At 42.2% G+C, this 13,135-nt stretch carries 11 protein-coding genes and 1 pseudogene; 1 reads left to right on the plus strand and 11 read right to left on the minus strand.

The window, feature by feature from the left end; genetic code table 11:
- Positions 1–18 precede the first annotated feature (18 nt).
- Positions 19–921 (plus strand): helix-turn-helix transcriptional regulator, encoded by a 903-nt coding sequence (locus ABXS75_15505; protein XCP84451.1) that lies wholly within the window; start codon positions 19–21, stop codon positions 919–921.
- Positions 922–1,026: 105 nt separating this feature from the next.
- Here ABXS75_15505 and ABXS75_15510 read toward each other — a convergent pair.
- The 11 genes and pseudogenes from ABXS75_15510 to ABXS75_15560 all read right to left on the minus strand — a co-directional run bounded on the left by ABXS75_15510 (position 1,027) and on the right by ABXS75_15560 (position 13,120).
- Positions 1,027–1,417, minus strand: a pseudogene (locus ABXS75_15510) (recombinase family protein).
- Between the two features lie 165 nt (positions 1,418–1,582).
- The gene (gtfB, locus tag ABXS75_15515; protein XCP84452.1) at positions 1,583–2,956 is read right to left on the minus strand and encodes an accessory Sec system glycosylation chaperone GtfB; all 1,374 of its coding nucleotides are present in this window, start codon (positions 2,954–2,956) and stop codon (positions 1,583–1,585) included.
- Positions 2,935–4,407, minus strand: a complete 1,473-nt coding sequence (locus tag ABXS75_15520) for a glycosyltransferase (GenBank protein XCP84453.1) — start codon at positions 4,405–4,407, stop codon at positions 2,935–2,937. Before ABXS75_15520 ends, gtfB begins: the two co-directional genes overlap by 22 nt.
- Before the next feature lie 51 nt (positions 4,408–4,458).
- Entirely contained in the window at positions 4,459–5,151 is a 693-nt protein-coding gene (locus tag ABXS75_15525; GenBank protein ID XCP84454.1) for a glycosyltransferase, read from the minus strand.
- A 259-nt stretch (positions 5,152–5,410) separates the two neighbouring features.
- Positions 5,411–5,725, minus strand: a complete 315-nt coding sequence (locus ABXS75_15530; protein ID XCP84455.1) for a DUF6618 family protein — start codon at positions 5,723–5,725, stop codon at positions 5,411–5,413.
- Positions 5,726–5,744: 19 nt separating this feature from the next.
- Positions 5,745–6,551, minus strand: coding sequence for an AAA family ATPase (locus ABXS75_15535; GenBank protein ID XCP84456.1), 807 nt, complete (start codon positions 6,549–6,551; stop codon positions 5,745–5,747).
- A complete protein-coding gene (locus ABXS75_15540; protein XCP84457.1) occupies positions 6,551–7,819 on the minus strand; it encodes a DDE-type integrase/transposase/recombinase in 1,269 nt (422 codons plus the stop codon). The genes ABXS75_15535 and ABXS75_15540 overlap by 1 nt, the downstream gene beginning before the upstream one ends.
- Before the next feature lie 89 nt (positions 7,820–7,908).
- The gene (locus ABXS75_15545) at positions 7,909–8,694 is read right to left on the minus strand and encodes a DUF6431 domain-containing protein (GenBank protein XCP84458.1); all 786 of its coding nucleotides are present in this window, start codon (positions 8,692–8,694) and stop codon (positions 7,909–7,911) included.
- Between the two features lie 24 nt (positions 8,695–8,718).
- On the minus strand, positions 8,719–9,555 hold the full coding sequence (locus ABXS75_15550) for a hypothetical protein (protein XCP84459.1): 837 nt from the start codon (positions 9,553–9,555) through the stop codon (positions 8,719–8,721).
- A 1-nt stretch (position 9,556) separates the two neighbouring features.
- Positions 9,557–10,813 (minus strand): accessory Sec system glycosyltransferase GtfB, encoded by a 1,257-nt coding sequence (locus tag ABXS75_15555; protein ID XCP84460.1) that lies wholly within the window; start codon positions 10,811–10,813, stop codon positions 9,557–9,559.
- 144 nt (positions 10,814–10,957) lie between these two features.
- On the minus strand, positions 10,958–13,120 hold the full coding sequence (locus tag ABXS75_15560; protein XCP84461.1) for a glycosyltransferase: 2,163 nt from the start codon (positions 13,118–13,120) through the stop codon (positions 10,958–10,960).
- Between the last annotated feature and the right edge of the window lie 15 nt (positions 13,121–13,135).

A 13,135-nucleotide genomic window follows, 5' to 3' on the forward strand; every position in this document is an offset into this window, starting at 1 on the left:
ATGAAGGAAGGTATCACAATGATAAATGAATTGGCCGACATCAGAAATTCCTTTACCAAATCCAGGGGCTTCGAGCATATCAAAGCAGTTGAATTATTTCCCGGCATCGAATTATCCTGCTTCACACTGGCAGCAGAGAGCCTCTCTGTGCATCACGCCGCCCTGGACCATATACTTGAGATCAATTACTGCCGCTTTGGGCGCATCGGCTGGAAAATGAGCAATGGAAACAGCGTCTACCTCGGTCAGAACGATTTTTCCCTGCATACCCTGAAGGCCTGCGCTGATTCCGTCATGTCCCTTCCTAACGGATTTTACGAAGGGCTTACCATCAGCATTGATCTGAGAACACTTACAGACAACCCGCCTGAACTTCTCTTAGGAACGGGGATTTCAGGTGAACTTTTGTACGATAAATTCTGCAAAAACGGCTCCATCATCTCTCTTGCCGGTAATGAGCAGACCGAAAAAATTTTTTCCGGATTCTACGATCAACCACAGCAGCTCCGGCTTGCCTATCAGAAAATAAAGGTGCTGGAACTCCTGCTGTATCTTGACACTTTAAAGCTGGATGCTAAGAATCGTTTGACGGAATATCATTCTGAGCAGATAGAAATAATCCGTGAAATCCATGAACAGCTTACAGAGCATATGGAGCAAAGATTCACAATTGAAGCACTTTCAAAACAATATCTGATGAACCCAACCACGTTGAAAACCTTGTTTAAATCTGTCTATGGAACTTCCATTGCGGCCCACATAAAAGAGCACCGCATGGAACAGGCGGCTAAACTACTTCGGGAAACCAGCTTCAGCATTGCCGAAATTGCCAGACGTGTGGGATATGACAGCCAAAGCAGATTTACAGCAGCATTTAAAGAATATAGTGGGAAACTCCCAAAGGACTATCGCAATAAATAAGCAGATAATGGATAAAGCCTACAGTTTCCTCCCCCTTTCGCCTTTGCCATTGCGATTTTCTCCAGATTCCCTCCGCCTGCTGCCGGCCACTCTCCTATATTTTTGTCACTTCGCCATCGTAGTATAACAATTCTTTGTTTCCTCTCTTTCCAGTATTTGTTCTCTGCACCGCCTATAAAATGTCGTATGACTCATGTTCAGCGCACTCGCCGCCTTGCGCGACGAGATTTCCCCCTGCTCCCACATTTCAAAATATTTTCTGAAATTATGAGGAATTTCTTTTTTCTGACAACCAAATCTTACCCCTTTCGCCTTCGCCACTGCGATTCCCTCCGCCTGCCGCTGCTTTATGATACTGTGGACGCTTAAAATTCTTCCCCGACATCTGATCCATATAAATATTTTTTCTCGGAATGTCATACTCCTGCAATGCAATACATTGCCGTTCCGGATTCTGTTCCTTTGTTGACACACGTATATAACCATATCGTTTCATCCGTATCGCCTCCTACATATCTAAAAATAAACAATTTTAATTATATAATAGAAAAAACAGACCATACCAGATATTCTAACCTGATATGGTCTATATTTTCTGAATCCCCATATGTTTTCAAAGCATTACAGCGTTATTATCTTCCCTTAATAATCATAGCCGGGATTATGCATATGCCTTCATGAACTCGGCATACATCTCTGTCTTTTCCGCCAAAGCCTCCTTATGCTGCATATCCAAATGCCTCTCCATAAATGTTACATTTTCCATAGCCGCTTCTACATCAGCAATCATCCTGTTAAACTCTTCTGCCGGATAGATATGTGCATCCGCCACATACTCCCGATTATGAGCTGTTTCCTCAAAAGCAAAAATCAAATGATTATATAAAAACGCCGTCCGGACAGCCGCGACAATTTCCTCCCTGTAATTAATATCAAAATAATAATCACATTTATCAAAAAGCTCATCAAAAATTTCCGGTAAAGCTCCCGGGTATAAGCTTACATTATCATATGTCCCTAAATCCATGAGCACCGACGACATCTCCGTAATCGCCGCAATGTGGAAATGCATCCCGGGAAGTGCCCGGATGATATCCCGGCAATGCTCAATCCTGTCAGAATGGGTACAGATGAGTGCTTCCGGTTTGTGGTTGTTTTCTTTCCTAAACGGATGGATGTAACCCAGTCTATGTATTCTTGCACTGTCCGCGCCAAACTCCTGCAATTTGTCATAAGAAGCTCTTTTCTGCACCATAATATGGTCGGTACGACCGGCTTCGCCTCTTAAGATAATCTGCATATTTCCCGGAATCCCCTCCCCTATCGGCTCCTGCCAGAACAGTATATCCTTCCTTCCCGCGTCTGAAACCGGCAAATGATTGGAAATCAAAAACGGAGTTGATAATGAATTGTAAAAAATCCTTCGCCCTGCAAAATCAATTTTCTCAAAGAAATAATACAGCAAATCCATCTTCCGGCGGAAAAACTTTACAATATCGCCATCATTAAATATAATATCCCCCGTAATATAGTTCTCTACGATACGTTCCTTTCCTTCTGCCGAAAACCAGGATTTATTAATCTGCTGCCCTTCGGCATTATATACCGTCCTGGCACAGATGACGCCATACCGGTTATAGTGGTCGGTAACCCGGACAACGCCTTTCCGGTCGTACCAGTCCACTGCGTCTACAATATATTTTTTCTTTATAGCTGCATAACGGATTCTTCCTTTTTCCTCGTGCTGGTAGCATATTGTCCCTGATTTCAGATCTCCTTTGTTGATGCTCCAATAATCGGGCACCTCTATCTCATTAAAATATCTCGGCTTTATAGGATGCACTTCATATGAACCATAACCAAGAAGCAGGTCATAGACAGACATAACATCCTCCGGCAGAAAATAATTCTCCTCCAGCGCCATCACAAAGCAGTCATAACCCGCCTGCTTAAAAGATTCGTACAGATATTCGCCGTCCGGCGTTAATCTGTCAAGCAGCAGTACGGTTTCACCTATCCAAGTAAAGCTTCCCATTTCTTCTTTACCTCCTCTGTCAGATACCCATTTGCCTTTTCATAAGAATGCCGGCGAAATGCTTCTATATCCGCTTCTGTGAACAGACGGACAATTCCCCGTGCCAGTGCTTTTACATCCCCATACGGAACTTTGTATCCATTCTCTCCTTCATCAACAAAAACCTGTGCTCCATAACGGATATCATAGCTTACAATAGGGAGGCCTGAACCTACCGCTTCCAACAGAGTGACTCCAAATGTTTCCACAAAAGATGCGGATGCATATGCATCATATGTCTGATATATCTCATCCAACTTCTGAAAACCACAGAGGTGCACATATTCACTGCACTGCCGCCTTTCAATCAGCCCTTGCAATTTCGTCATTTCAGCACCCTCACCATAAATATCCAGTGACAGATCAGGAACGCTCTCCTTAGCCATCACAACCGCCTCTATCAGCTGATCCATATTTTTCTCCGGCGCAAGGCGTCCGACGGAAATAAGAGAATGTTTCCGCCTGCCGCCGGCTTTCGGAACCTTTAACCCGTCCAGCCCTACCACCGGAATTGTAAGTATCTCCGGCCTGACCCCTTTATACTGCTGGAACTGCTGCCTGAGAAGATTGCTCTGTGCTTCTGTAGAAGTAACATAAAAGCTGATTTTTTCAGGATGCGAAAACGCATATTCATAAAAGCCATACCACAAGACATGATCCGCATCACTGTCCAGGTAATGATCCGCGTGGATAACAAAACCAACCCGCGCCGGAAATGCATTCTGTATAAAGGCGGCACGGTCAATCATTCCCGGCTCACCGTCAATAAGGACAACATCGTCTTCTGTCAGCTTCAGGCAGGACATCATATAGCCCACCAGTTCTTCCCGGGAATAGAGAACTCTGTCTGAAAATTTATATAACACAGAATCATCATCCAATATTTCTTCATACGCCACGGTTCCATCTTCATTGTAGAATCTTCTCTGGTATAAGTGCGCCCGATGTTCAAGGGGCGCATAATATTCCGAATAAATGCGGCAGTAAGTATAATAATCCTTTCTGACCAGACACCCATTCGAAACGATTTCTACCCTGTGGACAAGGTCCTCTGAGCCATCCGCCAGATGCACCACATAATAGATGCCCATTGCCGGAAAAGTGTAATTTACCACGTTACCTTCTCTGGAAACAGAATAATCACACCCGTCAAAAGTATCCTCCAATTGTTCCAGAGTATATGTGACAGGAGATAATTTGCAGTCTGTAAAAAAACCATACAGCCATATGACCTCAGAATCCAGAAAACCTAAAAACTCTGTTTCATGCTGGATATTATTTTCCGGGAAGGTAGTTGCAAAAACAAATCTGGCTTCCAGGCCAAGTTCCCGCAAAAGCTTTGCTCTGTAAGCCTGTCCGGATTCTACGCCGCCTTTTAACCAATAATAAAAGTGATGGAAATTGTAAATCACTTCGGTTCCTCCTCTTAATGCCGTTCTGCGCTCTATACTGACGAGCAAAAATTAATTCAGTAGTTTTTCCCATTTTTCTCTTATAATTTCAGTTGAAAAATTTTTTGCGATTTCATAAGAGACACGATGAAATTCCTCTAATCTTTCTTCATCCTCAAAGATTTCAACAATCCTTTCTGCCATACCATCTATTAATTTGTTCTCATCAACATCAATACCAACATGATTATAGTCTACCAAATACCCATTTTGACCAGGTCGTACGAACAAACGATTGCCATATTTTACATCCAGACCAATTACCGCAGCACCAGACCCTATCGCTTCCATTACAGATAAACCCAATGTCTCCATTGTTGATGCCGCAATAAATACTTCGTAGTCTCTGTAGATTTCCGTAACATCCATATGGCCCTTAAAACAGATATAATCCTGCGCATGATTCTCACATACAATATTCTGTAAAAAATAAATATAGTCGTTTTTACCACTTCCATATATGTCGAGTAAAATAGACGGATTAATCTCATGTGCCTTTACTACGCTTCTTATAATCCAATCCACTTTCTTTTGAGGATTAAGACGTGAAACCGACACTAAAGAATATGGCTTTCTTTTCCCTGCCGGATACCGTAGATGCCCAATTCCCCCTGCCGGTATCACTTCGACATTTGGAACATGACATTCATATTCTTGCAGTTTTTCTATCAATTCATCCTTTTGTTCCTGTGTTGATACTACCATCGTATCAATTATTTTTGAATATTTAAACCAATAATAATATTGCCAATTTAAATACAATGTGTTGGACGGCAAATTGAAGGAGACATAAACGGCGAATTATTTTTCTGATTTTTATCCCGTTGACTGCGCAGTGCAACCTGCAAATGCATTCTTCTATCAAAAACGCGGCACGCTGTTGGCAACAGGGAGACTGCTCTGAAATACAAAGAGCTGTGGAATCCATTGTGGGATCCACAGCCCATGTAAAATTCGTAATCTTTCAAATATTATCAGCCAGGGCAGGCAGATACACCAGGGCGGTGGCCACGGTTACTGCGTCTACCTTCCGCATCAGACTGCGGAGCCTTTCTTCGTTCCAGAAGATATCGGAGAAATCAGATAATTCGCACCCGATATCATGGTTGGGGATGCACAGGTAATTCCCATATTTATGCCGCCCGGCAAGGATGTGGAAGTAAGTCCCTCTCCCGCTGATTTCTGCTTCGTACTGGCCGGGAAGTTTCCGCAGCAGCGTAAGTTTTCCAGTCCAGCATTCTTTCCGTGAACCGTGCCTGAGAATACAGGTGTATTCCATAAACAGTACCCCTCCTTCCTTAGCCGAGGTTCTGGCTGCTGACGGAAGCCAGGATGACCTCTGTATCAATGACCTTCTTTTCCATCTGTGCCCCAAGTGTCAGCGCGTTGGTCATCAGGTTATCAACAAGCCTGGGACTGCCCTGGGAGTGGCTGTGGACAGCACACAGGGCTGCATGGTCAATAATGGAGGAAGCTCCGCCAGCACAGGCGATCTTGTGGAGGACATACTGCCCGACTTCCGAATCGGAGAGCCCGGAGAAGTTATAGTGGACGGTAACACGCTGCCGCAGTGCCTCATGGACGGGCTTTTTGAGCGTATTGTTCAGATGGGGCTCCCCACAGAGTATGAGAGTAAAGCAGTTGAGGGAATCATAGCCGTAATTCATGAGCATCTTGATATCCTCCAGAATGCCGGTAGAGAGATACTGTGCCTCATCGATGGCAAGGAGGAGGGGCTGCTTCTTTTCACGGTAGAGATAGAGGACCTGCTCCTGGATCGCCCGGAACATGCCGGGTTTGCCGCCTTTGGGTTCTATACCAAGCGTAGAACAGAACTGGCGGTAGAACTCCATGACACTGACGGTAGAGAGGCAGAGATACTCCATGTGGTAAAGATTCGGGTTCAGGCTTTTGGCAAAACAGCGCAGTGCGAAGGACTTGCCCATGCCGGGGCGTGCGGTGAACAGCCCGATGCCCCTGGTATCCTTGAGGTAGTCCAGCCGTGAGAGCATCTCCGAGATGTCTTTCGAGAGGAAACGGTCCTTCTCAGAGGCCATCTGTTTGTCAAAAGGGTTGAAGGCCAGCCCATAGTAAGTGCGGAACATCAGCAGGCACCTCCTATCTTTGAATAATCAATAGAAGGGGTGTTGTTACGTTTTGTCCTGCAGTTTTCATTTTTATCTGTCGGCCGGATGGGATAATGCTCCCCCTCATAAAGGATGTAGGCAGAGGACATATCGTCGGGAAGGAAGCGGATCTCAACTTTGGATGAGATGAACTGCATGGGGACGTCATAGGAGACCTTGTCGATGGAGACAGTGGAATCCTTATTCACCTTCCTGTTGATGCGGTTTAAGAAACATTCCTCCAGCCATTCCCTGGACTTTGGCATCTGTATGGCACAGCGCGTCTTCTGGTAACGTTCCATGGGGGTACAGCCGATGCCGGAATGCATGGAAGTATTGTAGGTGCGGATATAGTCCCGCAGGAGGGAATTGAACTGTGCCAGGGACGTGATGGAATCCATGTCCAGCGTATAAAGCCAGGTCTCCTTGAATGTCCTGAACTGGCGTTCGATCTTGGCCTTGCTGGCGCCGTCCCGCACTTTTGTATGAAGGAGGACCGTGCCGATGGAGCCGCAGATCAGGGAGAGCTGTTCATTTGAGTAGCTGCAGCCATTGTCGACATAGAGTTTCGCCGGAATGCCGTGGGAGGCAACTGCGTTTTTTAAAACTTTCTGGAAGTTATAGGCGTTATCGTTATAAAAAAGGCCGCCGCCCACCAGGAAACGCGAGTGGTCATCAATGATCATAATGCAGTAAACCCTCCTGCGCTGCCCGCCTTCCGTGATATAAGGGAGGTAACAGGTATCCGCCTGCCACATTTTCCCAAAGGCATCTTCCTCAAAAGCTTTCCTGTCCCTCATAGATGGATTGCGCGCCGACTTCAGGTCATGCTTTTTCACGAAGCGCTGGACGGCGCAGACGCTGACAGAGGCGGGGATAAAAGCTTCCTCCACAAGATGGCGGTGGATCTGGGTTGCGTTTAAGCGTGGGAAAGCCTCTTTCAGCCGGTAGATCTCTTCAATGGCCGTGTCCGGCAAGGCGCGTGTGGAGCCTTTGTCGGAACGTTCCCGGGGCATGAGCGCGTCAATGCCGCCATTCTGGTAAAGAGAGGCCCACTTGCTGAGGGTCTTGGGGCTGTACTGGAATACAGAGCCGTCAGGCAGGGTGAGGGGTTTTTCCGTTACCCGCTGGTAATAGGCGTTTCTGGACGCATCCGGATAAAGGCCATGGATGACCGGTGCAATGAGTGCGAGCCGGAACTGTGCCATAGCAGATGCGTCTGAAAAGTTTTTGGTGTTGTAATGCATAAAAAAATCCTCCTTTACTGTTTTCTATCAGCATATAGGAAGAACAGCCTGGAGACCATCCCTGTGTTATGTGGTGTCTGGGAAACGGTTCAGGGGCCGAACTGCTGTTGGCAGTAAGCCGCCGGATTTCTGTGGGACTGGAGGAAGGAGACAGAGAAGCGGCGGACAAAACCGGATGCAAAGCCGGAATAAGCGGGCATCCGAAAAAGGCCTTTCAGGAAAGAGAGGCCGGAGGACTCCCTGGAAGAGAGAAGGCCCAGCCACTCTTCCTTCTGCTTTTTGAACAGGGAAAGCCAATGGTAGAGCTGGTTTTGGTTAATACAGAAGCGTGCGCAGATTTTTTCTACGGAAGCAAGCCGAAGGAAATATTCCGCCAGGACACGGAGGATAAAGAAAAGGCCGTAGGAGGAATAAGGGATGATGAAATCCGGAAGGATGGCATGGGTATGGCCGCAGGAACAGACAAGGCGCAGGATACAGAGGCTGTGCCAGACAGGCTTTCCACCAACGAAATCAGCCAGGGAACGTTCATAATAGGCATGGACGGAACAAGCTCCCTTTGCCCCACAACAGGGGCAGGTCTGTAGTTCAGGCCGGAAACCGTCCATGAAGGAGTCAAAAAGCTTTTTTGATGAAGATTTTATACGAATTAACTTGCAAAACAGGGAATTATTTCTTATCATAATAAATGTCAGTGATGCCAAAGCCTCATGAGTGGGACATGATCCCGTATATGGCAGGTATGCTGGTGTATGAGAGAAAGAACGAACTGTAGGAGGGGCTGTTCTTTCTCTTTTTTGTTCCATAAAAACTATACTGGAATAGAGCAGGATGGTCAAGATAAAAGTGTGCTGTTTTTTACTGCACGCTGACATAGATAATAATTAAATGTTGAGATTTTAATTTGCTGTATTTGTGCAGGAGACAGGAACTTTAATTTGCTGGCTGACATACAATGCAGAAGGGTCTTCTCCTGTTTCAAAATAATGCCCTGCATGAATCACCGCAATAAACCGCGCTTTATTTCCAAACTGAAACAACGGTTGCATAAAACCAAACAATACGGAACGATCTAATAAAACAATATCCTGTTTTGACAAATTTAATTTTTTAATAAATTCTACTATAAATTGTTGTTTTGTATATACTCTGCCATCAGGGAATACATACCACTCTTTCTCGTCCTCAAATATCTCGTCATACGCACTAGAGCCATCCCTGTTGTAAAATGTACGTCTCACTAATTTTGCATAAGCTCCCTGCTCTGATGTTGCAGTCACATAATAGTCCACATAAGAAATTCCTTCCGTATAGTTTTCCATTCGAATCAAATTCCCATGATTAAAGTAACGAATAGCATAAAAATAATCTTCATCTTCTTCATCTAATAAAATGGAGGCAATAACAAAACCCTCTTTAATCAACCACACTTCTTTCCCGTGATACTCTGCTGTTGTATAGTATAATATCTTTTTCAATTCTTCCAGTTTATCTTTTGTTTTAACTGCCAGATTCAATGTACGATTATCTGTAAAATACTGGTGTATACTGACCATCTGGACTACGGGAATTCCAATTCCTTTATAAATACAAACTTCTCTTCTTCCGGGCAAGTCCATAAAAATATAATAAATAGGCTGAGAAAACCCTCTTAACATTCTCGCTCGATATCCTTGCGCATAATCCATGCCCCCCAATTTATATCCAACTGCCAGACTAAACGTATATATCGCCATTTCACCCCTCCTTGTTTTCTGTTAACCCTACTAGTTTATTCCAAATGTCACGCTTCTTTTTTTGCTGCTTCAACAATAAGTTCTGTATTAATGCACTGTTATTTACCAATTGTTTCATTTTCCGAATCAATGCTCCACAATCTGATTTAAAGAATATACACTCTTCTGTCACTAATTCCCTATCATGCACGGTATCTTCAAATCCCATGATTAATAAATTCTTCTGATGTGCAACATTAACCGCATCATAAATTTCCCGATAGTAATTGATGTCAAAGTAAAAATCACATTCGTCCCATAAAGCATTTAAATTCTGAGAACTTATCTGAGGATATATTTCTACATTTACTTGTTCCGCCAGTTTATAAAGTTTATCAGAAACCTGAGTATTAGCGCCAATGTAGAACATAATCTCCGGCAATTCATGAACGAAATATTCTATCCCCTCTATTTGGTCAGATGCGGTTAGAATCAACACCTTTCCTGCAGCCCTGTTTATTGGATAAATTTCTGGCACCGCATAAAATCTATAACCATCTTTCCCATCCATACTTATATATTTATCCAACAGCTCTTTATTTTGAAACAAAACATATTTCCACATGTTTTTTCCTTTTATCTTTGTATTTAAAAGCCTAAACTCCTCATCGTTTTGTATAAATAAGGCATATTCCCCCTTCAAATTTGCTTTATCGACAAAAAGCTCCATAAATTTATCATAAGACGTACAAAAAGCTTGCATTCTACCATCTTTAGATAAAGTAATTGTTCCATTTTGAGGCTGTTCTACGATCACCTCTTGGTTTATATCTGTAAAAAAAACCTTTGATTCTACCTTCCCCTTCTTATCTAAAAATTCACTGGCATATCTCATTCCATATTTATTATAAAAATCAATTTTACATATCCATCCATTTTCCATGCACCATTCTACACGCTGTACAATTCTCTTTTCAATTGGTTCCTTAAAATAAATCGCTGCCTTTTTACATCCCATGTCGTAAATTACGCCATTTGTACCATCTGCACAAATTTCCCAAAATTCAGGTACTTCTAAAAAATTGTAATGCAGTTCTTTTTTTTCATGGGTTTTCTGATTTGACTGCACTATAAAATACTCATAAGGTGACAATATTTCATCTGGTAAAAAGCCATCATCCTCTAATACCACTATTGTTGTTGATGTGCACTTGACATTATTTATAGTATTCTGCAATTCTCTAGTATTCTCCGTATATTTATTACAAAAAAGAAACACTTTGCACCTCCATAGTATAATAGAGCGGTCTCGGAAACCCCATATTCCCTGAGTTACCGCCGTTTTTTATTACTTCATTTTTCTTTATTACCCCATGTTTTTTCATATTTTTTGCATAAATTTTCAAAATAGGCTTGACAAATATTATGTGAAATTGAATTGTTCTATTTCTTTCTTTAGCTCTTGATATAGCGGAAACGAATACATTCGTATAAAAGCATTTGTTGCTACTAATGCCAGGCTTTTCAACAAATCTCTTCTTTTCGAATTACCATGTTCGAGATAAAACATAATAAACTTTCTGTGATTATTAAATATTTCTTCCATAGGTTTTGCAAATAAATTCATTGACAAAGTAGTTTCATGTCTTCTGTCATATCCGTATAAACCCTTATCTATATAACAAATGTTCTCCGCATATGATAAAATATACGCTGTCCATGCATCGTCCTCATATGCTATCGTTGGAAACAGATGCTCTTTCACAAGTTCTGTTCGATATATTTTATTCCAAACTACAGGATAAGCGTTTCTAATATACAATTTCAGAAATTCATCTGCAGAGACTATGCTATCTTCCTCTAAAGGATACACAAGTATTTTTTCATATCTTTCATTTGTTATCATATATGCCGAGGTTATGGCAATATCACAATTATTTTTTACTATAGTCTCATATAATTTCCCTATCATTTCTGGATGCATCATGTCATCACTGTCCATAAACCCTATATAATCTCCACATGCACGCTCTATTCCTACATTTCGTGCCGAGGCTACCCCGCCATTTGCTTTATATACAGACTTTACTTGTGGATATTTTTCTTTATACCAATCAATAATTTCCTGTGTGCCATCCGTACTTCCATCATTGACAATAATAACTTCCATATTCAGAAATGATTGCGCTAATGCTGTATCAATGCTCCTTGCAATATATTCTGCTGAATTATACGCCGGCATAATCAAACTTATCGAAACTTGCCTGAAATCTTTCTCCTGCCTTGATAATGCAGCCACATCTGATGTTGCAACAACTGCTTTGCCTTTTATTGATTTTATATAGGCTTTCACAATAAAACCTGTTTCTTTCCTGCATTTTCCCAGAAGATAATAATGTTCTAGCCTATTGGTCAAATCGCAGATTACATTGCCAGAATCCGCTTCGCAAATCAGAAATCCATCTGCTTTTCCTGTGAAAGCCCAAGATAAAGCCATTTTATCGCGATACGACTCTCTAAGACAAACATATTCAAACGTACACTCCGACACATCATAAACCATATTCATTGGAGAATAACAAACCATATCGTCCCTCAAAAGCATATGGACAGCTTCTACTAGAAATTTCTTCGTAAAATATCCGCCTCTGATTAAGTCCGCCATTTGTCTCACATGCCACACATACTCCTGATACTCCATTTCCGATATATTCTTTACCATTTCAGCCGCTTCATCCAAACTACTCACAACCAATCCAAGATGATTTTTTTCAATCAAATCCTGATTTGATATTCCCCGTGGAACAATCACTGGAATACCTGTTGCCAAATAATTACTGAGTTTAAATGAGTTATTATACCGCATATACTGATGCCAATCCTCATCGCCATACCACACCAACCCAAAGCCCCCATCAGCCAACTCCCATAATAGTCTCTCTGGATTCATCCTCTCTATCTTTTCCACTTTTTGGCCTATACACGTCTCTGCCGAATAGCATTTCAATGGTATATCATAATCCCACTGATCTAGGAATAAAAATTTAGACGGATTCCCTACAAAATGGATTTCTCTTTTAAGTTTTGGCATTTCCGAAAAAGCAAGATTTGTAGTGTAATCCCAAATTTCTTGTATTACAAACTTCATATTCTCTTTTATACCATTAGACAATAAAAATTCTTTCATCGAAGAGGAAGGTACGACAAGAACCTCTGCCAAATTAAATAATTTTATTACCCTCCCTAACATAAACCGACTCGATTCAACCATAAGAGCTTCCACATCATGAATAACTATTATAATTCTTCCTCCATATGCTTTAATCCGATTGATAAGTCCTTCTTCAAACTTTAAATTGTGCCATGTAGGATGTTGAAAAAACACAATATCTCCCTGCGCGATCCCTGCTATGATGCCATCGTATCTGGCACTCAGGCTATCCCTACTTTCATTTGATGAATCATAGCAGAAAATCCCCATATCTTTAACTCCAAGCCCGTGTGCAATATCAGCGACCATTTTCTGGGCATATTGGGCAGTAGCAGTCAATGCCATTCCATTTATACGTGTTATAAACATATTCATAATGATATTCTCCTT

It is taken from the genome of Roseburia hominis (genome assembly GCA_040702975.1).
Lineage (GTDB): Bacteria > Bacillota > Clostridia > Lachnospirales > Lachnospiraceae > Allocoprococcus > Allocoprococcus hominis_A.

Excerpts from the sequence above, each read along its gene's own strand:
- ABXS75_15505 (XCP84451.1), top strand. The coding sequence starts at position 19 with ATGATAAATGAATTGGCCGACATCAGAAATTCCTTTACCAAATCCAGG.
- gtfB (XCP84452.1), bottom strand. The coding sequence starts at position 2,956 with ATGGGAAGCTTTACTTGGATAGGTGAAACCGTACTGCTGCTTGACAGA.
- ABXS75_15525 (XCP84454.1), bottom strand. The coding sequence starts at position 5,151 with ATGGTAGTATCAACACAGGAACAAAAGGATGAATTGATAGAAAAACTG.
- ABXS75_15530 (XCP84455.1), bottom strand. The coding sequence starts at position 5,725 with ATGGAATACACCTGTATTCTCAGGCACGGTTCACGGAAAGAATGCTGG.
- ABXS75_15535 (XCP84456.1), bottom strand. The coding sequence starts at position 6,551 with ATGTTCCGCACTTACTATGGGCTGGCCTTCAACCCTTTTGACAAACAG.
- ABXS75_15540 (XCP84457.1), bottom strand. The coding sequence starts at position 7,819 with ATGCATTACAACACCAAAAACTTTTCAGACGCATCTGCTATGGCACAG.
- ABXS75_15545 (XCP84458.1), bottom strand. The coding sequence starts at position 8,694 with ATGTCAGCGTGCAGTAAAAAACAGCACACTTTTATCTTGACCATCCTG.
- ABXS75_15550 (XCP84459.1), bottom strand. The coding sequence starts at position 9,555 with ATGGCGATATATACGTTTAGTCTGGCAGTTGGATATAAATTGGGGGGC.
- ABXS75_15560 (XCP84461.1), bottom strand. The coding sequence starts at position 13,120 with ATGAATATGTTTATAACACGTATAAATGGAATGGCATTGACTGCTACT.